This window comes from Roseococcus sp. SDR (assembly GCF_019083995.1).
GTDB lineage: Bacteria > Pseudomonadota > Alphaproteobacteria > Acetobacterales > Acetobacteraceae > Roseococcus.
Window position 1 is genome coordinate 30,732 of record NZ_JAHRCU010000007.1, and the last position, 23,820, is coordinate 54,551.

A 23,820-nucleotide genomic window follows, 5' to 3' on the forward strand; every position below is an offset into this window, starting at 1 on the left:
ATGCAGCTGCCAGCCATCCTGCGGCGCGGCTTCACCCTTCCGGCACTGGGCGTGGGCCTGGCGGTGTTTCTCCTCCTCACAGCCATGCCACTCACCGTCGAGACGGCGGCGATGCTCGGCTGGTCGGCGCATGTCCTCACGCATGCGTCACTGCTGCTGTATCGCCTGGGCAAGGCCACGCCGGAGACGATGCGCAGCCGGGCGCGGGAGGTGGTAGAGGGCCGCCGGGTGGTCTCCATCCTCTCCGTGGTCGCGGCCGCTGCCTCGCTGCTCTTCCTGGTGTTCCGCTGGGATGGGCTCGGCGGCGGCGTCGCCATCCCGGCCATCATCCTCTCCTGGTTCTACGTCCACCTGCTCTTCGCGCAGGACTACGCGCACGAATATTGGATGCACGAGTACGGGATCGAGTTTCCCGGCGGCGACGGCACGCCGGAATTCAGCGAGTTTCTCTATTTCGCCTTCACCATCGGCATGACCTTCCAGGTGAGCGACGTGACGACCAGCAGCCCGGCCATGCGCCGGCTGGTGCTGACGCATGGTCTCGTCGCCTTCGGCTTCAATGCCGTCATCCTCGCCGCCGCGGTCAACATCGTGGCCGGCGGATCGAACTGAGCCGGCGTCAATCCACCTTGGCGCCGGAGGCGCGGATCAGTGGCGCGAAGCTGGCTTCGTTCGCCGCGCGGAAGGTCGCGAAATCCTCCGGCGTCGTGTACCAGGTGGAGGCGCCATTCTCCTCGAAGCGGCGCTTCAGATCTGCGCTTTCCAGCGATTCCTTCGTGAGCTGGTTCAGCCGATGGATGATGGCACGCGGCATGCCGGCCGGCCCCATCACGCCACCCCAGGAGGTGATCTCGAAGCCCGGCAGGAATTCCGCCATGGCTGGAATCTCGGGCGCCTGCGGGCTGCGCGTGGCGCCGGTGACGGCGAGCGCACGCAGCCGCCCCTCGCGCGCCAGCGCCAGGCCCTGCGGGATGTTGTCGAAGATCATGTGCACACGGCCGGCCTGAAGGTCCACATGCGCGGGCGCCGCGCCGCGATAGGGCACATGCAGCATGTCCACGCCGGCCATGGATTTGAACATCTCGCCCGAGAGATGCACCGTGGTGCCCGAGCCGGAGGAGGCATAGGCGTAGCGCCCCGGATTGGCCTTCAGCAGCGCGATCAGCTCCGGCACAGAACGTGCAGGCACGTCGTTGTTCACCACCAGCAGATTGGGCAATTGCCACAGGCCCGAGACCAGCGAGAAATCCTGCGCCGGGTTGAAGGGCAGCCGCCCGTAGAGCGTGGGCCCGATGGCGAGCGGCGCCACGCTGGCGAGCCCGATGGTCATCCCGTCCGGCGCCGCGCGCGCGATCGCCTCCGTACCGACATTGCCGCCGGAGCCCGAGCGGTTCTCGACCACGAATTGCTGCCCCGTCATCTCGGCCATCTTCAGGCACCAGATCCGCGAGAGGATGTCGGTGCCGCCGCCGGGGGGAAACAGCCCGATGAAGCGGATGGAGGATGTGGGCCAGGCCTGGCCCTGCGCCTGGGCCAGGGCGGGCGCGGCCAACAGGCCAAGGGCAGAGCGCCGGCTCAGGCCGGCCGTGTTCGCGTTTTTCATGCATCCTCCCCGGGGCTTGCCGCCCCAACCATGATCGGCGCGCGGATGGCCGCCCAAGGTCAAGAAAATTCGACCTGGAGGGTGATCTGCTTGCCGCCGCCGCCCTTTGCCGGGATGCTGCGGCCGTGTTGCCCCGCCGGTTCCTGCCCCTGATGCTGCTGCCCGCCTGCACGCTGCCGCTGAACAGCGCGCTGCGCGACTGGGCGCGCCAGGCGAGCTTCGCCGTGGCCCGTGCCGCGCCCGGTGAGGACGCGCCACAGCGCGAGGCCCGCGGCGCGCTCGCCGCCTATTTCTACGCGCTCGGCGTTCTGTGGGATGGCGCGCCCCTGAACTTCCAGCCCGCCGCCTTCGCCCCGGGCGCGACCGAGCCCGCCATCGCCGCCCTCTCCAGCGCCCTCTCCGCCGCCAGCGCCGACACGCCGCCGCGCTGGGCGACGAACGAGGTGACGTCCTCCCGCCCCACCTATGAGGATCGCCGCCTCGCGCGCCTGATCCGCGCAGCCGATGCGCCGGTGCAGCAGCTCCTGCTCCAGCTGAAGACTGGCGCGCCGCCGGGCGAGGGCGCTGTGCTGAGCCGCATCGGCGAGGGACACGGTGTGCTGCTGGCAAATGCCGCCCGCCTCTCGCAGCGCGAGACCGAGCGCCAGATCATGGCCGCGCGGGACGCGCTCTCGCGCGAGATGCGCCGCCTGCCACCCCCCGCGCCGCAGCTCGCCGGTGCGAATGACGGCCCGGTCCCCGCCAGCCTCGCCGCGATCTTCCCGCCATGACCCGGACCCCCGCCATGCGCCTTCCCCTGCTGGCCCTGCTGGCGCTGACCGGCTGCGGCGCGCCCGACTACACGCCCGTGCGCGACTGGGCTTCCACCGCGAGCCTGGCGCTGGACGAGCCGGATCTCGGCCAGACCGGCAGCCTCGCCATGCAGCAGGCTCTCGTCACCTACCTGCAGGCCGTCTCGGTGCTCGCCTCGGACGGCGTGCTGCCCTATCGGGAGAGCCCCTTTTCCGCCATGGCGATCACCGCCAGCCAGGCGTCGGAGCGCGGCGGACAGGCCGTGGCGTCCCTCGGCCTGCTGCTCCGCCATGCCAACCGCACCAATGCCCAGGCGCCGCAGCTGCGCGACAATATCGTGGCGGCCGACCCGCATGTGCAGGCGCTGGTGGAATCGCTGGCCACGACCGTGGAGCGCGAGGGCACGGACAGCCCGGCGCGGCGCCAATATCTCTTCGTGCTGACGCAGGTCGGCCAGGGCCATGCGCTGCTCAAGGCCCAGGCCTCCCGCATCACGCAGGAGGAGGCGGTGCAGCGCATCCGCGCCGCCGAGGACCAGCTGCGCCGCAGCGCCGCAAGGAGCTGGCCCGGATGAAGCGCTTCCTTCTCTGCGCGGCCCTGCTGGCGGCGCTCCCCATGCCGCAGCGCCTGCGCGCGCAGACGGTGGACAACATCCTGCGCGACGCCCTGACCTCCCAGATCAGCGAGCGGCTCGCCGCCCAGCGTGCGCTGCAGCAATCACGCCGGGGCGGCGTGCTCGGCCTCTTCGGCTACAACGCGATTCCCGACGGCTCGACCAACGCGGTCGAGGTCACGCGCGGCCAGGCCGGCTCCTCCAACATCTCGCCCACGCTGCAACTGGGCCAGCTCGGCTTCGGCTTCACCGTCTCCGAGGCGTTTCCACTCTTCCTGGAGAGCTATATCGGCTACGCGCGCTACGATCCGCGCGCCTATATCGCCGGCGGGGACGAGACGCGCAGCCTGCCGACGCGGTGGAACAACGTCATCGGCACCATCGGCGTCGGCTATGACATCCGCCTCGCCGAATATCTCTGGCTCAGACCGATCATCAACGGTTCGCTCGGCTATGCGGCGTCCGACGCCTCGCTCCTCGGCGCCTTCATCAACTGGCGGCGGGAGCGGGACATCTCCTTCCTCACCGACAAGCACATGAACGTCTATGGCCTCGGCGGGGCGCTGATGCTCGCCTATTACGACTACACGCCGGCGCGGGACATCGATGTGGAGCTGCGCTACACGCAGATGCAACTGCAGACCTTCGGCGATACGCCCGAGGCCGTGCGCGGCAATTCCACCGCCCGCACCCTGGGCCTCTGGACGCGCTATCGCTGGCCCACCGGCCTCGAGGCCTTCGGGCGGCCGGTGCGCTGGGTGCTGGACGGATCGGGCTCGCTCTACCTGGGCGACCAGCGGGATTCGATCGGCTTCGGCTGGGCGGTGAAGGTGGGTGGCGGCATCGAATTCGACGTGGGACGCTACGAGTTCGGCGCGGCAGGGATCAACCTGAGCCGCATCCGGCTCATCGCGCGATATTTCTATGGCGATGGCGGCGTCACCGGCACCAGCGTCGGCATCGGGATGAGTTTTTAGGAGCATTTGCGCCCTCAGGCGCCGGGCGCGCGCTCCGCGCGCTTGGTTTCGCCGCGCGGCTTTTGCGGAGGGCCCATCGCTCAGTTGGGCGGCGCCGGCCGCTGTGCGGCCGGATGATTCTGTGCACGGCACGCTCCCGGCGCCGGGTGGCGCCTACTGCCGCAGGAAGGCGCGCTCCTCCTCGCCGACCGGCTGGGCCATGGCGCGTTCCAGCACCTCCCAGATGATCACGCGCGGCGGGGCCTCGCGGAAGGTGGCGCCGGCGAAGTAGGTGCGCGCCGCCCCCGCGAAGCCGCCGCCGGCCTGGGCCAGGTTGGTCACGGAAGCGCCCAGCGCCTCCTGCAGGAAGCCATGGAAATTCGCGTTGAGCGAGTAGGAGGAGCCGATCAGCGCCACCTGCGGCTGCGCGTCGTCATCCAGCAGACCGCCACCGCCGCCCGCTGGCGCGGCCGCCGTGGTGGTGGCCAGGTGCTGGCGGTCGGGCGCGGGGCGCCAGCCATCGGGCATGATGTCGAGGCCCATGAGGCGCAGCAGATCGCCCGGTCCGTTCGTCTCCTCCGCGGCGAAGCGGGTGGTGAAGCCGCCGGGGCGGTCGATGTTCAAGCCGCGCGCGGCGGTGGCGATCTGCCGGGCGGCCAGGGCCGCGCCGTCCTGGTTCCAATGCGTGTCGGTGCGCCAATAGGCAGGCTTCTCCCGCGCCAGGGCGCGCAGCGGCTCCAGCAGTGGAATCGGCGTGATGCCGCGCGCGGCGAAGGTGGAAACCAGCTCGGCATAACGACCCTCGGCCTGGGTCGAGAGCGGCGCACCGCAGAGCTGCTCGCGATGGACGCGCGCCTTGTCGGGCACGATCGTCACCAGCAGCGTGATGTTCTGCGCGGCCAGGCGGTCGCGGATGCGGGCCAGGCCCTCCACGCGCTCGCGCATGGCGGGGCCGGGGTCGGGCCAGGGGCGCAGCTCCTCGGTCAGGAAGAGCCAGTCGTTGCAGCCCACACGCACCTGCGGCCCGCCGGAATCGAAGAAGCGCCAGCGGAAGAAGCCGCCCGCCGCGCGGACATAGGGGTCCACCGGCAGGTTATGCGCCATCACGTAGTTCACGGCGGCCGCGAAGCGCCCGGCCAGGAAGGCGTCGAGGTTCAGCGTGGGTGCCAGGCGCCGCTGCGCGGGCTCCGACCGGATGGCCTCCACACCCTGCCAGGCGCCCCAGCCCAGGATGGCGATGATCACCGCCGCCTGCAGGGTCGCCATCCGCTTGATCCAGCTCTCGATCATGGCGTGCTCCTCAGAACTGGAAGTAGAGGAAGGGAACCGCGGCGCGGCTGTAGAGCAGGATCATCCCCAGGATGAACCCCGCCGTCGGCGCCCAGAACCAACAGAGGCGCCAGAAGCCGCCCATCGCCTCCACCGGCCGCTGCCAGGGCAGGCGCGTGCCGAACAACGGCAGATAGACCAGCACGATGCCGATCAGCACGCACCACCACTGGTCGGGCGTGACCTGCCAGGCCAGCGCGTCCGAAAGACCGACGCTGGAGGGGAAGAACATCGCGCCATACATGGCGAAGGCGCTGGTCACATCATGCGCCCGGAACGCGACCCAGCCGAGGATCACCGCCAGCATCAGCAGCGCATTGCCCAGGATGAAGGGCATCGGCCCATTGCCCGCCGCCCGCCAATAGCGGTGCAGGGCGAGCAGCCCGCCATGCCAGAAGCCCCAGATGATGAAGGTCCAGTTGGCGCCATGCCAGAAGCCGCCGATCACCATGGTCATCAGCAGGTTCACATAGGTACGGACCGGCCCTTTCCGGTTGCCGCCCAGCGAGATGTAGAGGTAGTCGCGCAGGAAGCGGCTGAGCGTCATGTGCCAGCGCTGCCAGAATTCCTGGATATTGCCGGCGAGATAGGGGTGGTTGAAGTTCTCCGGGAAGCGGAAGGCGCACATCTGCGCCAGCCCGATGGCCATGGCCGAATAGCCGGCGAAGTCGAAGAACAACTGCAGCGTGTAGCCGATGGCCCCCGCCCAGGCGTCGGCCATGGAGGGGTTGGGCAGCGCATAGACCACGTCCACCATGGGCGCGATCGTATCCGCGATCAGCACCTTCATGCAGAAGCCGATCATGAAGCGGCGCGCGCCGAGCCCGAACTTCTCCCAGGTGTGGACGCGGTGCTTCAGGTCATGCTCGATCTCGGCATAGCGCACGATCGGCCCGGCGATGAGCTGGCTGAAGATGGCCTTGTAGGCGGCATAGGCGATGAAATTGCGGCTGACCGGCACGTCCTTCCGCCACACGTCGATCAGGTAGCTGACCGATTGCAGAACATAGAAGCTCAAGCCGATGGGGAGGATGATCTCGTGCCAGGGTGTGGGGGCGAAGCCCATCGCCGTCACCACCTGGTTGAAACTCTGCACGCCGAAATTCGCGTATTTGAAATAGGCCAGCACGCCGAGATTGCCGACGAGGCCCACCATCATCCAGCGGAAGCGGGTGTCCGAGGCCTCTTCCGCCGCATCCACGCGCTGCGCCACGAAGAAGGTGAAGACGGTGACGCCCGCCAGCAGCGCCAGGAAATCCACCCGCCACCAGGCATAGAAGGCCCAGGAAAGGATCAGGATCGTCCAGTTCCGCAACCGCGCGGGCGTCAGGAAATAGAGGACGAAGAAAAGCGGCAGGAAGAGAAACAGGAACTCGAAGGAAGCGAAGATCATGCGCTCACGCCTTTCGGGATGCGCGGATTCCGGGCCTGGGCCGGCCGGGCGAGGCTGCGGGACGGCGCACGGCCCATGTCACTTCCCCCGATCTGTCCAAAAATGGTGATTCCGCTTACCATTGCGCGAATTGGTTTCGCAATGGTCCACCTCGGAAGATCGAGGCCATCGCGCAACGGACCGGATTTCCGGCAGGCCCCGCCTGCGCTATAGGCTCACTTCTCTTTTCTCAAGGCATACGCGTGCAGGACCAGATCACCGATCCCGATGCCCTGACCTACATCGCCCGGCGCGGTGTGGCGCCGCAGTGGCGTCTCTTCCTGCGCGCGATGATGGAAACTTTGGAAACCCATCTGGACCACGGCGCGCGTGAGGGGCTGCTGCGGATGGTCGGCGCCCGCATGGCCGCCCTGATGCCGCTGCCCGCCTGCAACACGCTGGGCGAGCTTGAGGCGCGGATGAACGACACGCTGGCCGCGGCCGATTGGGGCTATGTGCGGCTCAGCTTCGACCAGGCCAGCAACACGATCATGCTGCGCCACATCGCGGCCCCTCTGGTCGGCACCCATGCGGACCTCACCGGCGGCTGGCTGGGTTCGGTGCTGGAGGGTCTCTACGGCACCTGGTTCAGCCATCAGCCGGGCGCGGAGCCGGGCATCCATGTCCGCCGCTGGGGCGGGGATGGCGGGGCCATTCTGCTGCGTTACGCACGCGGGTAGCTCACCCGGGATTTCGCAGGTTCTCGCGCAGCGTCCGCCCGGCATAGTCGCGGCGGAACAAGCCGCGCCGCTGCAACTCGGGCACCACCATCCGGCCGAACTCCTCGAAGGTGGTGGGGAAGATGGTGGGCGGCAGGATGAAGCCGTCACAGGCGCCGGAGGTGAACCAGTCCTCCATGATGTCGGCAATCATGGCGGGCGTGCCGGCGACCAGCGCGCGCGGCTGGCGCACCGCCTCGGCGAAGGTGATGCCCTTCTGTCGCGCGACCTGCATCATCCGGTCCCGGTGGCCCTGGACGCCCTGATTGGTGTCCGCCGCCGCCATCGCCTCGGGGGTCTCCACCTGGCTGAGATCCGCCGCGACGGACCATGAGCTGGAGGCGATGACCAGTTCCGGGTCCACCAGCGATTCCAGATGCGCGGCCTTCTCACGCGCGATGCTTTCCGTCTCACCCACCACCACGGTCATCGAGGGCAGCACCGCGCATTCATCCGGATCGCGGCCGATCGCTTCCATGCGCGCGCGGATATCCATGCGGTAGGCGAGGGAGTCGGCCTTGGTCGCGGGGGTCGCGAAGATCATCTCCGCCCAACGGGCGGCGAAGGCGCGGCCGCGGGGCGAGGCGCCTGCCTGCATGATGCCCGGCCGCACCTGCGGGCTGCGTGGGATGGAGAGCGGGCCGCGCGTGCTGATGTATTTCCCCTGGTAGTTGGCATAGCGGACCTTGGCGGGGTCGGCGAAGACGCCGCTCTCGCGGTCCAGCACCAGGGCGTCCTCGTCCCAGCCATGCCAGAGCGCGTCACAGGCCTCCATCACCTCATCGGCCATGTCGTAGCGCTCCTCCTTGGGAGGCAGGCCCGGCATGCCGCAATTCTGCGCCTCGAAATCGCGGCCGGTGGTGACGACGTTCCAGGCCGCGCGCCCCTGGCTGATGAGATCGAGCGAGCCGAGATAGCGCGCAATCACGTAGGGCGCGATGAAGCTGGTGGAGAGGGTCACGCCGATGCCCAGATGCTCCGTCACCCGCGCCATCATGGGCGCGATCACCATCGGATCGAGCAGGCTGAGCTGGCCGCCGCGGCCGAGAAAATCGTCGTAGCGACCCTTGTAGAGGTCGGGGATGCCAAGGCCGTCGGCGAAGAAGCAGGCGTCGAAGCGCGCGGCCTCCAGCAGCCGGGCGCATTGCTCCCATCGGCGCGGATCGAAGAGGTCATCCAGCGCGGCAGACGGGTGGCGCCAGCTGCTGGGGTAACTGAAATTCGGGCCGGACTTCAGATAGGCCACCAGGTGCATCTTCCGGTGGGTCATGCCAGGATTTCCTCGGAAACGGAGCGCAGATCCACCTCGAAGGCCAGGCCGGTGACGGGTGGATGCGCGGGCACCAGCGTCAGCCCGCCCCAGGCGAGCGGCAGCCGGCCGGTGACGATCTCCAGCACCGGCTCCAGCGGATGGATGGTGTAGGCCTGCGCGCCCGTCACGCGGCCTTCCTCGACGCCAAGCTCCGCCATGCGCGCGCGCAGCTCGCCCATCACATATTCGGCCTTCAGCCGCAGCCCGGCGGGCGAGACATCGGCGCCGCCCACGATGCCTTCCTCGAAGCTCGGCGCGGCGCGGTTCTCGGGCTTGCCGGAAATGAAGAAATCCACGCCGCCCGCATCCTGGGCCGGCACGGTGAAAGTGACGGCGAAGAGCACCACCTCGGCCGGCGGCGCCAGGATGGGGGTGAGGTTGCTGCGCCCGATCGGATACGGCGCCTCCGCCGTGAAGCCCTGGGCACGGAGGGCCGCCAGGTAGGTCTCGTTGAAGGCGATGAACTCCGCGATGGGCAGCGGGCGTGGCGAGCGCAGCTCGCAGGCCGCCAGCGCCTCGGGCGGGCGCCCGGCCGCGTCCAGGATCGCCCGCGCGGCGGCGAGGCCCTGCGCCAGCGGCAGCGGCTTCCGAAAGCGCACGCGGCGCAGCGCGAAGCCGGGCTCGGCCGCGATGCCGCCGGAGAATTGCCGGCCCGGCGTGAAGCGATAGCCGCCAGCGGCGAAGGAGGTCGCGGTCATGGTCAGAAGAACCTCAGGCGCTGGCCGATGCCCTGCGCCTTCGCCTTGCTCCAGATGGCGTGGCCCAGCGCGATGTCACTCAGCGAGAGGCCGCGATGCCAGAGCAGGATGGTCTCCTCATCGCTCTCGCGCCCCGGCTTCAGGCCGGCCACCACCTGGCCGAGTTCCGCATGCAGCGTCTGCTCCGAGAGCTTGCGGGCATCCACATGCTGCCGCATGGCGCCGAGCTTGCCCGAGCGCGCCTGCCCCCAGTCATCCATCAGCATCTTGTCCATGATGTCGGTGAGGCTGAGCTCCAGCGCGCTCATCGTGCCATAGGGCATGACGAGCGCGCCCTTCTTCACCCATTCCGTCTTGAAGAGCGGCGTGGGCTGGCTGAGGCGCGAGGCCTCGACGACGATGTCCGCGCCGCGGATCACGCTCTCCCAATCGGTGCAGCGGGTGATCTTCTTGCCGAGATCGCGCTCCAGCTTCTGCGCGAAGGCCTCCTGGCTTTCCGGCCTTCGCGAATGCACGCGGATCTCGTCGAAGTCGAACAGCCGGTCCAGCAGCCGGACATTCCAATAGGCCGTGCCGCGCGCGCCGATATGGCCCAGCACCTTGGAGGATTTCTTCGCCAGGTATTTCGCGCCGATGGCGCTCACCGCGCCGGTGCGCATGTCCGTGATGTGGGAGGCATCGAGGATCGCGACCGGCATGCCGTTGGTCGGATTGAGCAGCAGCAGCGTGGCGAGTTCGCTCGGCAGGTTCTCCTTGTAGTTGTCCACGAAGTCGCCCACGACCTTCACGCCGGAAAGCCCGATCTCCTCGCCCACATAGCCGCGCAGCACGTTGAAATGCCCGTTGGCGACGCCGGGCATGTGGTGCAGCCGCGGGTCCACCACCGTGTGCCCGCGGCCCTGCGCGGCCAGGCTCTTCTCGATGGCGGCGAGGATCTCGTCATCGGTCAGCGCGAGACGCTCGATGTCGGGGCCATTGATGAAATCGATATGGACCTGTTCGTATCCGGCCATCTCTCTCACTCCACGCGGATATTGGCGGCGCGCACGATGCCGCCGAACAGCGCACGCTCGCGCGTGACCAGGGCCTGGAGCTGCGCCGGGCCGAGCACCTCCGGCGTCAGGCCGAGTGCCTCCAGTGCCGCGCGCAAGCCGGGATCCTGCTGCCCGGCCGCGACATCGGCCGCGATCTTTTCCAGGATCTCGGGCGGTGTGCGCGCCGGCGCGAAGAGCGCGAACCAGGGCACGGCCACCACGCCGGGCAGCCCAGCCTCGGCGGTGGTGGGCACTTCCGGCAGGGCGGCGCTGCGCCGCGGCGCGGTGACGGCGAGCGCCTTGAGCCGCCCGTCCCGCACCAGGGGCAGGGCGCCGGGCTGGTTCTCGAACATCACGTCGATGCGCCCGGCGGCCAGATCCACCAGCGCCGGCGCGCTGCCGCGATAGGGCACATGCGTGCCGGCGATGTTCGCCTCGCGCAGGAAGAGCTCGGCCGAGAGATGCACGAGGCTCCCCGCCCCCGGCGAGCCATAGAGGATGGGTCGCCCCGCCGCGCGCATCGCGGCCAGGAATTCCGCCACGCTGTTGGCCGCGGTGCTCGTCGGCACCACCATGACATTGGGCAGGCTGCCCAGCATGGCGACGGGCGTCAGGTCGTTCTCGATCGAGAAGGCGAGGCTGGGATAGAGCGAGGGATTGACGGTCATCAGCCCGGTGGGCGCCACCAGCAGCGTCAGCCCATCCGGCGCCGCACGGGCCACGAATTCCGCGCCGATATTGCCCGCCGCCCCCGTGCGGTTCTCCACCACCACCGATTGCCCCCAGCGCGCCTCCAGGAAGCGCGCGAAAAGGCGTGAGGTCGCGTCCAGGCTGGCCCCCGCGGCGAAGGGCGCGACCAGGCGCACCGGGCGTTGCGGGAAGGGCTGCGCCATCGCCGGCAGCGCGGCGAGGGCGGGAAGCGCGAGGACCGCGCGGCGGGTCATCCGGAGCATGGAGGGGATGCTGCGCCAATCCACGCGCGATGCAAGACGGTTTTCGCGGTCGATCTCCCGCCCGCGCCGCATCTGCCCGCTTCGCGGGCAGCGTCAGGGCGAGAGCAGTTCCCGCGTCCGCGCCACCGCTTCCGCCAGCCGCACGCGCTCCGGCGTGACGCCTTCGGGCAGGCCGGCCAGGATACGCGAGGGGCAGGCGCGGTCGAGCAGCACGAAGACGCCCTTGTCATCCGCGCGGCGCACCAGGCGGCCGAAGGCCTGCCGCAGCTTGTGCCGCGCATGCGTGTCGTCATGCATTTGCGGCGCGCCCTCGCCCAGATGCAGCCGTCGTTCGCGGTGCAGGATGGTGCGGCGCGGCCAGGGCACGCGGTCGAAGACCAACAGGCGCAGCGCGCGTCCGGGCACATCCACGCCATCGCGCATCGCATCCGTGCCCAGCAGGCAGGAGTTTTCCTCCGCGCGGAAGATGTCCACCAGCGTGGCATTGTCCATCGCGTCCACATGCTGGGCATAGAGCGGGATGCCGCGCGCCTCCAAGGCGGGCGCGATCCGATGCGCCACCTCGCGCAGGCGGCGGATGGCGGTGAAGAGGCCAAGCGCGCCGCCGCCCGAGGCAAGAAACAATTGCTGCATGGCGCTGGCCACCGGGCCCGATTGCCGCGCATCCACATCGGTGACGATGAAGGTGCGGGTGTTGGCCGCATAGTCGAAGGGCGAAGGGAGTGCTGCGCGGATCGCCGGCAGCGGCAGATGCGCAGCCCCGGTGCGCGCCTCGGCCTCGCGCCAGGCCGCCTCGGGGTCATTGCGCTTCGCCGCATCGGTCAGCGTGGCGGAGGTGACGAGCAGCCCATGCGCGGGCGCCGCCACCACCTGCGCGAAGGGGATGGTCGGGTCCAGCCAATGGCGGTGCAGCCCGGCATCCACGTCGCGCCCCTCGCGCCGGTCGAGCTGGAGCCAATCCACCATCACCGGGCGCATGCCGGGCTCGGGCTGCGGCGCGCTGAGCTGCCCCAGCATGCCGCGCCAGGCACCCAGCGGCATCAGCGCGCGGCGCTCGATGCCACGCATCGCCGTCTCGAGCCGGATGCGCTCGCCCACCTCCGGCTCCTCCTCACCCTCGGGCGTCTCGAGCTTGGCGGCCAGCGCATCGCGCAGGCGGGTCAGCGGCTGCTCCAGCGCGTGCAGCGCGGCGGCGAGGGCGGCGCCGGTCTCCAGCACCGCCTCGCTCACCGGATGGAGGTCCACCTCCAGCGTGTAGATGCCGTCATCCTCCACCGCGCGCGCCAGGATCTGCTGGCGGGCGGCGTGCAGGAAGGCCTCGGTGGCATTGCCGTCGGGGGGCGGCACTCCGTCGCCCATACGGGCATACCAGCCGCCGCCGGGGAGGCAGCGGGCGGCGTGCAGCGCCTCCTCCATCGGCGCGATCAGCTGCGGGATGTCGCCGGCCAATTCCTGGATGCGGGCGCGCAGCCCCTTGGCGCGGGAACGGCCGCCCTCGGCGCCCAGCAGCCAGCGCCGCAGCTCCGCCGCCTCGACGCCGGTCAGCGCGGCGGAGAAGGCGCTGTCCGCCGCGTCGAAGAGATGATGCCCTTCGTCGAAGACATAGCGCGTGGGCTTGCCATCCTCGCCACCGCCCAGCGCCGCCTGCACCATCACCAGCGCGTGATTGGCGACGACGAGGCGTGCCGTCCGCGCGCGGCGGATGGAGTGCTCCACGAAGCATTTCTTGTAATGCGCGCAGGCCGAGCGGATGCATTCGCCGCGGCGATCCGCGAGGCCGGTCAGCGAACCCGGCGGGAAGAGCTCGCCGATCCAACCTGGGAAATCGCCGCCCTGGATGTCGCCATCGCGCGTGGCGCCAGCCCAGCGGGCCACCAGCGCCAGCGGCAGCGCCATCTGGCGCATGGCGGATTGCCCCAGCGCCTCCTCCAGGTTCAGCAGGCAAAGGTAGTTCTCCCGCCCCTTGCGCACGGCGACGCGCGCCCGCCGCTCCTCCGGATCGGGGAAGAGCTGCATCAGCTCCTGATCGATCTGCCGCTGGAGGTTGCGCGTGTAGGTGCTGAGCCAGACGGGCGCGCCGTTGCGCTCGGCCCAGAGGCTGGCGGGCGCGATGTAGCCCAGCGTCTTGCCCGTGCCGGTGCCGGCCTCGGCCAGGATCATGTGCGGCGCGCCCTCGGCCTCGCGGGGCGCGAAGGCGCCGGCGGCGGCGGAGGCGAAATCGGCCTGCTGCGGGCGCTGCTCGGCGCCGCCGCCCAGCATCTCGGCGAGACGGCGGCGCGCCTCGGCGCCGCTCACCTCGTGGCTCGCGGGCGGCATGGGGGGCGCCGTCTCCTCCCATTCGGGCAGGCGGCGCCAGGTCTTGAAGGCGTTGCGGTCGGGCTTGGCGTCAGGCTGGCCGAGGGCCGCCAGCACGCTCGGCACCCAGGGCCATTGCGCGGCGCCGGCGAGCTGCGCCGCCATGCCCGCGGCCTCCTTGCCGGAGGGAGCGCGGGCCTCATCCGCCAGGGCGCGCAGCAGGCGGGAGGCGATCTCGGGCAGCAGCGCGGCGGCAGCCTCGTCATCCTCGGGCGGCGGCAAATCCAGCACGAGTGCGAGGCCGCGCGGCGTGGGCGGGGCGCTGCGGCCCGGCAGGGCGAAGGCGAAGAGCTCCAGCAGGTCGAAGCAATCGAGGAAGCGCGGCAGGTCGAGGCGCTTCGCGGTGGAGGGCGCATGGACCAGCATCGGCGGCGGATATTCGGCGAGCGCCTGGGCGATATGGCCGCCGGTCAGCATCAGCACCTCGCCATCAGGGGTGAGGAGCGTGGCGCGGCCATGCGCGGCGACGAGGGCCGGCACATCGGGCAGGAGAAGACGGGGAGAGGCGACGGCCATGGGCGCCTGCTTATGCGCCAGGGGGCGCGGCGCGCCAACCGTGATACGGGCGGCGCGCTTCCGGTCGGGCCGGCGGGCGTGCTATCCTAGCCCGGCGTCTCCGTAGCTCAGCAGGATAGAGCACCAGATTCCTAATCTGGGGGCCGTGGGTTCGAATCCCGCCGGGGACACCACCCCGCAATTCACGGTTCGTCTTTTCAAATACTTAGCGTCCGGTTTGCCAATCCGGGGAAAGCCGTTTGCCAAAGCCGTTCACGCTCCGCCCCCGATCCGCCGGCCGCTGCGCTCCGGGTTTTGCGGAAGGCTGTCCCACACCGGGCGCGCCATGGTCAGGGCTTCTGTTTGGCGACGGAGCGCACCGCGCGCTTCGTCTCGAGATGCTCAACAAATTCGATTAGCTGCCAGCCTGTCACCCTGTAGCTGACCGCCTCCTGGGGGCCGCGCTCAGTTGCCCGCAAGAGGCGCGACCACTCCACGGCCCCCAAATCGCCGGCCAAAATGAGGGTTCGCACGGCCTGTTCCGAGATGCTCAGCACCCTTGCAACCTGTGAAAGCGTGTAAAGCGGAGCGAATTCAACAATACGTCGAATAATCTCCTGCTTGGCGTCATCTCCGCGTGTCTCTGGCAGCTCATCGGCTGCCTCCTGGTGCATGATGTTGTGAAGCGGCTTCTCGCTCTTGATTGCGGCCCGTTCTGCCGCGAGCGCCTGATCGCGAGTGTCGAACTTCTGGACATCCACGCGAGCGATCTGTGTCGCCCATTGTGAAAGATCGCGATGCTGGGCCAGTCGCACGACCGCGCTCAACGACACGCCGACGTAGAGCAGCCGCCCATTTGCGTCGTAGTGCCGATAGAGGTCGGTTTTCAGCAACTTCCCGCAACCCCTTTCGTTCTTCGGGTCTCGGAGAATGTGGACGTCACGGTTGGGCTCGGTCGCCTTCACGCTCCGCCCCCGATCCGCGCCATGGCCGCCTTCGCCAGCCCCTCCTGCTCGACCGCGATCGTGTACCGCTGAACCTCCGCCAGCGTCTTGTGCCCCGTCACCGCCGCGATCTGGTGCGCGCTGCACCCCGCCTCGGCCAGCCGCCGTGCCGCCGCCTTCCGCAGCCCATGCGGCGACCGTCCCGCGGGCACCCCAGCCTCCGCCGACCACTCCTTGAACCGCTGCGCGAAGCCGGCCGGCGTGAAAGCCTTGCCGTGCCCGGTCAGCAGGAAGGTCAGCTGGTCCTCGCGCACCGCCGACAGCGCCGCCCGCAGAGCCGGGTGGACCGGGATCACCAGCCGCGCCCCGGTCTTCACCTGCCTGACCTCGATCGCGTCGCCGCGCAGGTGCTGCCGGCCCATCCTGACCACGTCGCTCCGCCGCTGCCCCGTGTAGAGCAGCAGCGCCAGCGCCAGCCGCTCCCGCGTCCCCACCGGCCACTTCGCCTCGAACGCGGCGATGTCCTCCTCCGACCACGTGGGGATGCCGTCGCCCTTCTCCTTCAGCCGCCGCACGTCCCTGGTCGGGTCGTCCTGCCGCCAGCCCTCCTGGACCGCGAACCGCATGATCAGCCGCATGATGCGAAGCACGTGGTTCGCGGCCGCGGGCGTCTCCGCCTTCTCCGCGACGAAGCCGCGGACGTGCCTGGGTTCCAGAAGCCGGATGGGCTTCGTGCCGTGCTTGCCCCTGATCCGGTCGAGGATGCCGCGGTAGACCTTCTGCGTGGACGGCCCCAGCTGCCGGAACTCGGCGCTCCGGTACCAAGCCACCGCCAGGGCATCGAGGCTCCCCGGCACCGTCCGCGCCTCGCCCGGCTCCCCCTTCGCCGGCAGCGCGGCGATCGCCATCGTGTAGGCCTGCATAAACTCGGGCGACCCGGGCTTGCCCGGCAGCGGGACCCGCTTCGGTGCCCCCGGCGCCCGAAGGTAGTGCCGCAGGGTCCCGGTCCTGTCCCGGAAGCGATGAATGTACTTCAGCCGGATCGACGTCATGGAGCATCCCAAGGATTGGCGGTGACGCCCTGTGTTCCCTCCTTACCCGCCTTCAAGTCGAGCCAACGGTCGAGGTCCTCGCGCAGCCATGCGACGCGCTTCCCGGTGAGATGGATTGGTGGGACATCGGGCGCCACGATCTCGCGGAAGGTCGTCTCGCCGAGACCGACATAAGCCGCGGCGAGGTCGGCGCGCAGGGCGCGCGGCCAATAAGGTAACCGGAGGCGCTCGCCGCCATCAGGCATAGGCCTCTCCGATTAGCAGCCGCTGCGCCAACCCGGCATCGGCGACCGGATTGATCCACAGCGCCTCGATCCGGTCGCGCGCGCCATCGGCGTGAGCCGCGCGCGTGACGCGTCGCCAGCCGCGCAGCGCATCGTCGTAGAGCGCGTGCGGATAGCCCGACAGCACCACCGCGCCGCGCAGCCCCTGGATGGCCTGAAGCATCGCGAAATGATCGGCCTCGGTCATCTCGTGCGTGTAGGCGTGATACTTCGCGCCGCCTCGGCGGCTCTTCATGCTGCGGGTGTCGGGCATGTACGGCGGGTCGAGGTAGTGCAGGGTCTCCGGGCTGTCGTGCTGCGCGCAGATGTCCATCGCGTGCCGGCTTTCGATCACCACGCCCTGCATGCGTTGCACGATCGCCCGCAGGGCAGCTGGCAGGTTCGCCCAGTCATGAGCCGGTGTGGTGCCGCTGCGGTTGCTAGAAGCCCGGAAGCCGGTGCGCTGCCGAGGATTGTGCCCATCCGATCCGAATCCCTGGAAGCTGCGCACCACCAGCCGCCGCGCGGCCTCAATCGGGTCATCGGTGGGCAGGTAGGATTCTTCGAAGCAGCTGCGCGCGAAGGGCGTCAGTTCGAGGGCACGCAGCAGCTCGGCCGCGCGATCGGAGCGCAGCACGCGGAACAAGTTCACCACCCCATCATCCAGGTCGTTGTAGATCTCTGCGTAGCTACGGGGCTTGCGCAGCAGCACGGATGCCGCGCCGCCATAAGGCTCGACATAGATGCGGTGCGGCGGGAAGTGCTGGATGACCCAGGTCGCCAAGCGCCATTTACCGCCGTGCCAGCGCAGGGCCGGACGGCTCGGACCGCCGTAGTGGCGCACAGCGCCCTGCGAAGCCGGAGCAGGCTCATCACGCGCCATGGCCGGCCGTCGCGCGAAGCAGCGCGATCATGATCGATGTGCCAATGAGATTCCCGACGACCGCGCAGACGATGCACAGCGCGGTGCCTGCCAGAAGGTCCCGCCATCCGAGCCGGTCGCCTGGGGTCTGCGGACGGTCCTGCTCCGCTTTTTCGAGCAGCCAGAGGACCAACCGTCCCCGGTCCGGCAGCACCAGAGCGCTTCCAGGATGCGCTGCGCGCCATGCGTTGATCGCGCGCTGCTCAGCCTTCCACTGAAGCTCGAAGATTTTGGAAAGCTCGGCTGCCTCCTCCTCCGCGCGATCAACCCGGTCCACCATTTCCCGCAGCGTCGTGGCAGTGCCGCGAAGGGCAATCGACAGATCGGTCTCGCCGAATCCCTCTCGCTCGGATGCTGTACAGTCCAGGGTGTGGGCCAGCGCCAGGATTTCCGCGGGCGACGACGGCGGGAACTGCTCGACGTCCGTCATTCGCCTCCCTCCTTCAGGTCGTAGGGCCACGCTGCGCCGGGCGGCAGCACCCACAGGTGGTAGGCATCCGCACCATCGACGACGCGCCGCTGCGGCGGAAAGCACTCGACCGCCCACCGCGCCCCGAACAGCTGATTCTTGATCCGCTGCTTCTCCGCCCACGATGGCGGCGGCGTCCCGTTCAGCGTGCAGACCATCGCGTGCTCCGCGCCATCCGGAAGCGGACGCACGAGGACGGAGAATATGCTGTTCGCGGCAACACGCCGGACCTCCTGCCCCCAGCCCCGCGCGTTCGGCACGCCGTCGGGCAGATCGTGCCATCGCCACGTCGGCCAGCGCCCCAGGACACGAAGCCGCTCAGCGCGCCGGAGCAGCGCGGGAGGCGCGAGGTCCATGTTCTCCCAATGCAGTGCGTGCATCATCGGGCGATGCCTGCGATAGCCGTGAACCGGCCGTCGTCGAACTCCGCGGCAGGCCGGATCCAGACCGTGCCCTCCGCATCGTCGTAGACCACCGCGGGCGTGAGATCGGCCTCGACGCTTCCGCGTGCGATCACGCGATACAGCCCGCCTTTCCGGTGCTGGTGTGTCGGCCGCCAGCAGACCGGCAACTCGCTGAGCACCAGCTTCGAGATCGCCTTGCGTGCCGCCTCTGCACCTGCGCTCGCAGCGTGGTTTCCGGAATCGCACAGCGCATCGGCAATCCCGCGCGCGGTATCGACTGCCGCCCATCGCATCGCCTCGGAACCTGCGAAGCACACTATGCGCGCTGCATGCTGAACTTCGCCGGGTTCATCGATGCGAATGCCCAGGACCGCACGTTCCTGCGCGTCATCGAGCCGCAGCCCCATAGCGAGCACGAGGTCGGCCGCCGCTTCTGCCTCCAGCGATGCGCATTCACCACGGCAACAGAACTCGCACTCGCTGGCGCCATGGGCTTCGCGCATGACACCGCACAGCGCGATACGGAGACCTGCGCGATCGCGCGGCCGGCCTTCCACCGTGCATCGGTTCAGGATGCCCCAGGTGGCCAGCCGATCGTATTCGGGCTGAACCCCTTGTTCATCGGTGCTCATCGGCCAACCCTCCGGTTTCCAGCGGTGCTGACGCAGGCGGCGATGAAGGCGACGCGATCCTGGCCGAGCGCAGCCTCGATCATCGCGACACCCTGACCGCAGGTGTCGGCCGCGAACTCGCGCGCGCGGCAGTCCAAGAGGCGCTGGCTCTCGGCGGGGAACATGCAGACGTAGGCGATCAGGACGAAGGCGGGGGTCATGACGCGCCTCGGCCGGCGTTCGGCATGGCCGCTGCGAAAAACTCACGCATGATCGCTCGCAGAAGCTCGGCCTGCGCCCGCTGGCGCTCGGCCTTTATGTCGGCGGCTGCGGCCAGCGCGATGAAGAACGGCAGCGCCACAGACAATGCGAGCATGACGCTGTTGAGCACGATGGCGATGCAGAACAGATAGACAGAGGCAGTGAGGGACGCGACGAACGCGCGCCATGTCAGGTCGAGATCGCGGTCGCTCATGGCACCGGCTCGACCCGCTGCCGGGCTTCTCGGGCCTTCCTGCTCTTCCGGACAGCATCCGCGATGGACAAGCCGATCGCCGCGACCATCGCGACGCCAGCGCCCACCATGAGAGCGCCGACCGTCAACTCGGCGCCGAGCATCCAGACCACCGCTCCGATCAGGAAGGCATGGAGCGCCAGCGCTGCGCAGGAATCAGCGAGCAGCTTCATTGGTGCCTCCCTGGGGCATGTGGAAGCGCGCGATCCTGACCTTGATGTACGTGAGGCGCGGCCCTTGTCCGTGCGGATCGATGTCCTGCTGCAGCGCCAGGAACGCCTTCGCTTCCTCCTCCATCCAGAACGCAATTTTCGGCTGATCGAACGCGCTTGCTGAATGGTCGGGGTGCCTCGCTGCGATGACGTAGAGGCACTCGGGGGGGTGGAGATGGAGAGTCATGACGCACCGTCCGCGGGCTGCACGCCCGGTGCGAGCGCGTCCAGCATGGCAGCGATCTTCGGGACCAGTTCCGCATGGCGCCGGTACCGGCTGACAACGCGCTCGATGTCGGCGCGCATCTGCCGAAGGAGCAACTCGGCGGTGTCCTCGCGCTCCAGCACAACCGCAGTCGCCGTGAACGCCGATCGGGTTGCATCGAAGGCATAGGCGCGCACCGGCACTAGACTGCCGGAGGGCGTGGGCAGAAAGGTCACCGCCGCACGGATGACCTGCTTCGCCTGGATGATGCGATACTTGGCTGCAGCCTCACCGTCGTCCCAGGTGAATGCCCTGTGCAGCGCCGTGTTTGCGCTGCGTGCGAAGTCGACGATCGCGTCAGGAGAGAGATCGCCCCCGGCGTCCTGGCGGAGCAATTCAAGCTCCGCCATCTGGTCCTTGGTGAGAGAGCGCATCACGCGCGCTCCACTTCGAAGGTGCCGAAGCCCATGCCGGCACTCTGCTTCGAGTCCGGACGGCCTTCGCCGATGCCGACCTGCATGCCCACCCGGGCAAGGAGGTTCATCACGTCGGTGGCGCTGAACTGGTCCGCGTCGTAGCGGATGTTCAGGACCGCCGCCCACTCCCGCCACATTGGCCGGGTGCGAACATCCATCACGCCGGTCGCGTTCCGGACCGGCATGTCTGTCCGCTCAGGCTCGCCGCCGATGATGCGGATCAGCGGAGTGCCGTCGTCTGCGCTGAAGCCGTCCGCGATCACGAACACGCTGAGCTTGGCCAGGGTCATCTTGAACCCGACCAGCCGGCAGGCGCTGATCATCGCGTTGCGGATCGCCCCAGCCGCGAAGCCGTCCCAGCCCTCAGTGGAGATGTGCCGGGCCTGCTGAAAAGCTTCGTCGAAGTCCTTGGCCGCGCGCTTCGATCCCTTCTTCGCAACCGACCCGGCGGCCTGCTTCTCCATCATCGCGTTCTTCGCCTTGGTTGCGAACTTGCAGACCATCAGCGGCGCGGTGCCGATGATCTTCATCTGCAGGACCCGCAGGTCGGGCGGCGAAATCGCGATCGACTGCTTGACGCCTTCGATTGGAGTGACAGCATTCATGGTGCTACCTCATGGGTGGTGACGTCCGCGCAGCCCATCTGCGCGGGTAGTGCGGCGGATGGGGTTGCAGCCCCATCCGCCGATTGCGTGCCTGCGATGCGTATCCGTGCCCCGCCTTGCCGAGGCACGCCTCGCCTGCGGTGCAGCGCCTTGCCTGCTGTGCCTCGCGCGGCCCGGCACTGCCTTGCCTCGCGCTGCCTGCGGTGTCGGTCCGGACCCCGCCCCGCCTATCCGGGCCCTGCCTTTCGTCGCCTGCCGTGCCGGGCTTCGCCCGACCACGCCTATCCAGCCCTCGCCACGCCTCGCCTGCCATGTCTGGCCAGTCCTGGCGGTGCCAGACCCAGCCGCGCGATGGGATGCCTCGCCTGCCGAGCCGGTCCGTGCCTTGCCCTTCCCCGCCACGCCTCGCCTGCCGAGCCGTGCCATGCGCGTCGATGCCGCGGCACGCCGGGCCGAGCCTGTCGTGCCGTGCTGCGCCACTCCCGTCGAAAGCGCGCCCCGCCTTGCCTGCGATGCTGCGGTCATCACTCGCCGCAACCCCGTGTTCCGCCGCCCGGCAGGGCTTCCTCGAAGGTCTGCCAAGGGACGAAGGTCTCGCCGCACCAGAACCCCCAATCCCGGACGCGCGCGCCGGTGGCGAACAGCGTCCATGCGGGCTGGGGTCTGCCGTCCGGCCCAGTGAAAAGCTGGACTCGATGGCGGTCTGTCGCGCGACGCGGGATCACGTCGCCGGGCAGCCTTATCTGCGGTGCTGCGGTGTCCGTGTGCTCGATGTACCCGCCTGCGAGGATGATCCCGACGCTGTCGTAGGGATGGTCGTGCAGTGCGCGGTCCTCGTCGGAGCGGAGGAACTCGTGCAGGTAGCAGGAGGCGTCCGCGCTCCGCGGCAGGATGTACCATCGGCGCATGTAGGGATCGGCTTCGCCGCCGATGATCTTGTCCGGCGGCCGGCAATCCGAAATGTTCTGCCGCAGCACCCGGAGCATCGCTGCCACCAGGAAGTCGGGCAGACGCGTGGCGCTGAAGGGTGGCGGTTCGGGCTCGAGGGGCCCCGGCTGCGGCCGGACGAAGAGCGGCTGCAGGAAGGCGTCCAGTATCTCTGCTGCGTAGCGCAGACCGTCGCGCGCATCGCCCGCATATTCGGCGCGCGGGTTGGCGGCGTGATTCCGGAGGATGGTCGGCAGCTGGGGCAGGAACGAGCCGTAGGCGATGGCGCGCCCGTCGAGGACCGCGGCAGCCGCGGGCTGCGCTTCCCGAAGGGCTCGGTAGACCGCCAGCGCGACATCCGCGTCAGTGCAGCCACCATCACCCCAGGTGTCCTGCGCATCGCGCACGGCGGTCTCAAGGGTCTTCAGGAGTGCGGGATCAGGGGCACGCATTGCTGCTCTCCGGCAGGTTGGCGAGATGGAGGAGGACGTCCGCGTGACAGAGGAACGCGCCGTCAGGTGCCCGCCCGCAGGGGCACCAGCAGGCCAGGGTGCGTCCCCGCAGCGGGGTGGGGTCGGGCGGAATGGCTGGCGCCAGATGCGTGTCCAGCTTCCAGGTCATCCAGTCGTGGAAGAGGGCAGCGGCCCCCCGGCGCAGCGCGACGGGATCGGCGGGATCCATGCCGAGCCGCAGGACGCGCTGCCTCACGGTCTCGCTGCCGGCGGCGAATGGGTTCCCCCACTTCGTCGGCCGCGCGACCACCACCGCGCCCTCGGGCAGACGCCACCCTGGGGCGCGACTGAGGCGGATGCGGGAGGGCGCCGCGGTCACCAGCCCCTCCCGGCGGCGAAGCCCGCCAGGAAGCCGACCAGGGCGCCGGAGAGCGCCATGGCGAGCATCCCTACGAGGACGCAGCCTGCGCAACCCTTCTCCTCCGGCACTTCCGTGCCGGGGAGCGCCGGGATGGTCGGCCTTGGAGGCGGGTTCGCCACGCGCACCGTCAGGCCGCCTTCTCAGGCTGGCCGATGAACACCGGGAGGCCCGTCTCCTGCTTCACCCTGGCGACGGCGCGGTCGAAGGCGTCGAAGAACACCACGTCCGGGCGGTAGCGCTTGAAGGTCCAGAGGATGCGGCCTTCGTCGCGGCGATAGGTCAGCCGGATCGGCAGCCGATAAGCCGCGTCGCCGTCGAAGACCGGGATCCCGATGACAAAGAGGTTAGGCACCTTGAGGGGCTGCTTCTTGTCGTCGGTGTGGGTCGTGCGGAACACGATCTCGACTTCGCCGGTGGCGAGGTTCTGCGCGTTGGCAACCTCCGCGGTTTCCGTCATGCGGAGCCCGCGCGAGATTTCCAGGAGCTTGGAGGGGCCGGCGATCTCGCCGCCAAGCATGGCGAGCATGTCATTCGCCAGGGAGCCGGCATCGCCCGCGCCGTCGCCCGGCGCGATGATGTCCATGATCCGCTCCTCGATGAAGGCTGCGAAGTCGCGTTGCGTCTGCGTCTTGCCGTCGCGCAGCCGCCATGCGTTCCACTGCTCGCTGGTCGGGAAAGCGTAGTGGCCGCGGTGCCCCAGAAAGCGGGCGTCGGCGATCTCCGGCCCTTCCGGGTGATAGTCGAACACGCTGGTGACCGAGGGAGCCTCCTCGTCCCGCCGCGCGAAGATGGCGCTGTTCGGAGCCTTGAACCGCGTGGCATGGGCGATGAAGCTCTCGAGGTCGCTCAGCGTGGCGAGACCGCGGCGCCGCTCGGGCTGGGTGCGGTATTCGTCCATCAGAGGCTTCACGCTCCGGACGTCGACGCCCTTCGGGACGGCGAGGATTTCGGTGCCGTTGTCCAGAGTGACGATCTGCGGCGCGTGCAGGTCCTTCACCGTCTCGATGATGCTGCGCGCGTCGTTGGTGGCCTGTTCGGGCATTCGGATTCTC

General features: G+C 69.3%; 30 protein-coding genes and 1 tRNA gene. 6 read left to right on the forward strand and 25 right to left on the reverse strand.

Features of this window, described 5'->3' with window-relative positions:
- Positions 1–612, forward strand: a complete 612-nt coding sequence (locus KTR66_RS09530; protein WP_213612359.1) for a DUF1345 domain-containing protein — start codon at positions 1–3, stop codon at positions 610–612.
- A gap of 7 nt (positions 613–619) precedes the next feature.
- On the opposite strand, the gene KTR66_RS09535 is transcribed toward KTR66_RS09530, so the two are convergent.
- Positions 620–1,603, reverse strand: a complete 984-nt coding sequence (locus KTR66_RS09535) for a tripartite tricarboxylate transporter substrate binding protein (protein WP_213612360.1) — start codon at positions 1,601–1,603, stop codon at positions 620–622.
- A 125-nt stretch (positions 1,604–1,728) separates the two neighbouring features.
- Between KTR66_RS09535 and KTR66_RS09540 the strand changes: the two genes are divergently transcribed.
- Genes KTR66_RS09540 through KTR66_RS09550 form a run of 3 tightly spaced genes read left to right on the forward strand, consistent with a single transcriptional unit; the run spans position 1,729 to position 3,985 of the window.
- Entirely contained in the window at positions 1,729–2,373 is a 645-nt protein-coding gene (locus KTR66_RS09540) for a hypothetical protein (protein WP_213612361.1), read from the forward strand.
- Between the two features lie 14 nt (positions 2,374–2,387).
- Complete coding sequence (locus KTR66_RS09545) at positions 2,388–2,969, forward strand: hypothetical protein (protein WP_213612362.1); 582 nt, start codon at positions 2,388–2,390, stop codon at positions 2,967–2,969.
- Positions 2,966–3,985: a hypothetical protein gene (locus tag KTR66_RS09550; protein WP_213612363.1), complete on the forward strand. Its 1,020-nt coding sequence runs from the start codon at positions 2,966–2,968 to the stop codon at positions 3,983–3,985. Before KTR66_RS09545 ends, KTR66_RS09550 begins: the two co-directional genes overlap by 4 nt.
- A 153-nt stretch (positions 3,986–4,138) precedes the next feature.
- Here KTR66_RS09550 and KTR66_RS09555 read toward each other — a convergent pair whose 3' ends face one another.
- The gene (locus KTR66_RS09555) at positions 4,139–5,254 is read right to left on the reverse strand and encodes an alginate O-acetyltransferase AlgX-related protein (protein ID WP_213612364.1); all 1,116 of its coding nucleotides are present in this window, start codon (positions 5,252–5,254) and stop codon (positions 4,139–4,141) included.
- 10 nt (positions 5,255–5,264) lie between these two features.
- Positions 5,265–6,686 carry an MBOAT family protein gene (locus KTR66_RS09560; RefSeq protein WP_213612365.1) on the reverse strand — a complete coding sequence of 474 codons (1,422 nt, stop codon included), beginning with the start codon at positions 6,684–6,686 and terminating at the stop codon, positions 5,265–5,267.
- 242 nt (positions 6,687–6,928) lie between these two features.
- Between KTR66_RS09560 and bcsD the strand changes: the two genes are divergently transcribed.
- Positions 6,929–7,405, forward strand: coding sequence for a cellulose biosynthesis protein BcsD (gene bcsD, locus KTR66_RS09565; protein ID WP_213612366.1), 477 nt, complete (start codon positions 6,929–6,931; stop codon positions 7,403–7,405).
- Position 7,406: 1 nt separating this feature from the next.
- Here bcsD and KTR66_RS09570 read toward each other — a convergent pair whose 3' ends face one another.
- The 5 genes from KTR66_RS09570 to KTR66_RS09590 form a co-directional block, all read right to left on the reverse strand.
- Positions 7,407–8,714, reverse strand: a complete 1,308-nt coding sequence (locus tag KTR66_RS09570; RefSeq protein WP_213612367.1) for an NtaA/DmoA family FMN-dependent monooxygenase — start codon at positions 8,712–8,714, stop codon at positions 7,407–7,409.
- On the reverse strand, positions 8,711–9,454 hold the full coding sequence (locus tag KTR66_RS09575; RefSeq protein ID WP_213612368.1) for a hypothetical protein: 744 nt from the start codon (positions 9,452–9,454) through the stop codon (positions 8,711–8,713). Before KTR66_RS09575 ends, KTR66_RS09570 begins: the two co-directional genes overlap by 4 nt.
- Before the next feature lie 2 nt (positions 9,455–9,456).
- Positions 9,457–10,467: an ornithine cyclodeaminase family protein gene (locus KTR66_RS09580; protein WP_213612369.1), complete on the reverse strand. Its 1,011-nt coding sequence runs from the start codon at positions 10,465–10,467 to the stop codon at positions 9,457–9,459.
- Positions 10,468–10,472: 5 nt separating this feature from the next.
- Positions 10,473–11,441, reverse strand: coding sequence for a tripartite tricarboxylate transporter substrate binding protein (locus tag KTR66_RS09585; protein WP_213612370.1), 969 nt, complete (start codon positions 11,439–11,441; stop codon positions 10,473–10,475).
- A gap of 93 nt (positions 11,442–11,534) precedes the next feature.
- Positions 11,535–14,312, reverse strand: a complete 2,778-nt coding sequence (locus tag KTR66_RS09590; protein ID WP_213612371.1) for an ATP-dependent DNA helicase — start codon at positions 14,310–14,312, stop codon at positions 11,535–11,537.
- 96 nt (positions 14,313–14,408) lie between these two features.
- Here KTR66_RS09590 and KTR66_RS09595 point away from each other — a divergent pair.
- Positions 14,409–14,485, forward strand: a tRNA-Arg gene (locus tag KTR66_RS09595).
- Between the two features lie 156 nt (positions 14,486–14,641).
- On the opposite strand, the gene KTR66_RS09600 is transcribed toward KTR66_RS09595, so the two are convergent.
- The 17 genes from KTR66_RS09600 to KTR66_RS09680 form a co-directional block, all read right to left on the reverse strand.
- Complete coding sequence (locus tag KTR66_RS09600) at positions 14,642–15,256, reverse strand: hypothetical protein (protein WP_213612372.1); 615 nt, start codon at positions 15,254–15,256, stop codon at positions 14,642–14,644.
- On the reverse strand, positions 15,253–16,287 hold the full coding sequence (gene xerC / locus KTR66_RS09605; RefSeq protein ID WP_213612373.1) for a tyrosine recombinase XerC: 1,035 nt from the start codon (positions 16,285–16,287) through the stop codon (positions 15,253–15,255). The genes KTR66_RS09600 and xerC overlap by 4 nt, the downstream gene beginning before the upstream one ends.
- A complete protein-coding gene (locus KTR66_RS09610) occupies positions 16,284–16,532 on the reverse strand; it encodes an AlpA family transcriptional regulator (RefSeq protein WP_213612374.1) in 249 nt (82 codons plus the stop codon). The genes xerC and KTR66_RS09610 overlap by 4 nt, the downstream gene beginning before the upstream one ends.
- Complete coding sequence (locus KTR66_RS09615; protein WP_256437551.1) at positions 16,525–17,433, reverse strand: DNA adenine methylase; 909 nt, start codon at positions 17,431–17,433, stop codon at positions 16,525–16,527. Before KTR66_RS09615 ends, KTR66_RS09610 begins: the two co-directional genes overlap by 8 nt.
- On the reverse strand, positions 17,423–17,902 hold the full coding sequence (locus KTR66_RS09620) for a hypothetical protein (protein WP_213612376.1): 480 nt from the start codon (positions 17,900–17,902) through the stop codon (positions 17,423–17,425). Before KTR66_RS09620 ends, KTR66_RS09615 begins: the two co-directional genes overlap by 11 nt.
- Complete coding sequence (locus KTR66_RS09625) at positions 17,899–18,324, reverse strand: hypothetical protein (RefSeq protein ID WP_213612377.1); 426 nt, start codon at positions 18,322–18,324, stop codon at positions 17,899–17,901. Before KTR66_RS09625 ends, KTR66_RS09620 begins: the two co-directional genes overlap by 4 nt.
- Positions 18,321–18,977 (reverse strand): DUF1653 domain-containing protein, encoded by a 657-nt coding sequence (locus tag KTR66_RS09630; protein ID WP_213612378.1) that lies wholly within the window; start codon positions 18,975–18,977, stop codon positions 18,321–18,323. Before KTR66_RS09630 ends, KTR66_RS09625 begins: the two co-directional genes overlap by 4 nt.
- Complete coding sequence (locus tag KTR66_RS09635; protein ID WP_213612379.1) at positions 18,974–19,177, reverse strand: hypothetical protein; 204 nt, start codon at positions 19,175–19,177, stop codon at positions 18,974–18,976. Before KTR66_RS09635 ends, KTR66_RS09630 begins: the two co-directional genes overlap by 4 nt.
- Positions 19,174–19,431, reverse strand: a complete 258-nt coding sequence (locus tag KTR66_RS09640) for a hypothetical protein (RefSeq protein ID WP_213612380.1) — start codon at positions 19,429–19,431, stop codon at positions 19,174–19,176. The genes KTR66_RS09635 and KTR66_RS09640 overlap by 4 nt, the downstream gene beginning before the upstream one ends.
- Positions 19,428–19,643: a hypothetical protein gene (locus KTR66_RS09645; protein WP_213612381.1), complete on the reverse strand. Its 216-nt coding sequence runs from the start codon at positions 19,641–19,643 to the stop codon at positions 19,428–19,430. The genes KTR66_RS09640 and KTR66_RS09645 overlap by 4 nt, the downstream gene beginning before the upstream one ends.
- Complete coding sequence (locus KTR66_RS09650; RefSeq protein ID WP_213612382.1) at positions 19,627–19,869, reverse strand: hypothetical protein; 243 nt, start codon at positions 19,867–19,869, stop codon at positions 19,627–19,629. The genes KTR66_RS09645 and KTR66_RS09650 overlap by 17 nt, the downstream gene beginning before the upstream one ends.
- Complete coding sequence (locus KTR66_RS09655) at positions 19,866–20,321, reverse strand: hypothetical protein (RefSeq protein WP_213612383.1); 456 nt, start codon at positions 20,319–20,321, stop codon at positions 19,866–19,868. Before KTR66_RS09655 ends, KTR66_RS09650 begins: the two co-directional genes overlap by 4 nt.
- Entirely contained in the window at positions 20,321–20,968 is a 648-nt protein-coding gene (locus KTR66_RS09660) for a hypothetical protein (RefSeq protein WP_213612384.1), read from the reverse strand. Before KTR66_RS09660 ends, KTR66_RS09655 begins: the two co-directional genes overlap by 1 nt.
- A gap of 524 nt (positions 20,969–21,492) precedes the next feature.
- A complete protein-coding gene (locus KTR66_RS09665; protein ID WP_213612385.1) occupies positions 21,493–22,347 on the reverse strand; it encodes a hypothetical protein in 855 nt (284 codons plus the stop codon).
- Complete coding sequence (locus KTR66_RS09670) at positions 22,334–22,726, reverse strand: DUF4326 domain-containing protein (protein ID WP_213612386.1); 393 nt, start codon at positions 22,724–22,726, stop codon at positions 22,334–22,336. Before KTR66_RS09670 ends, KTR66_RS09665 begins: the two co-directional genes overlap by 14 nt.
- Positions 22,723–22,893 carry a hypothetical protein gene (locus KTR66_RS25275; protein ID WP_213612387.1) on the reverse strand — a complete coding sequence of 57 codons (171 nt, stop codon included), beginning with the start codon at positions 22,891–22,893 and terminating at the stop codon, positions 22,723–22,725. The genes KTR66_RS09670 and KTR66_RS25275 overlap by 4 nt, the downstream gene beginning before the upstream one ends.
- Positions 22,894–22,895: 2 nt before the next feature.
- Positions 22,896–23,810, reverse strand: coding sequence for a DUF2303 family protein (locus tag KTR66_RS09680; protein WP_213612388.1), 915 nt, complete (start codon positions 23,808–23,810; stop codon positions 22,896–22,898).
- Positions 23,811–23,820: the final 10 nt, after the last annotated feature.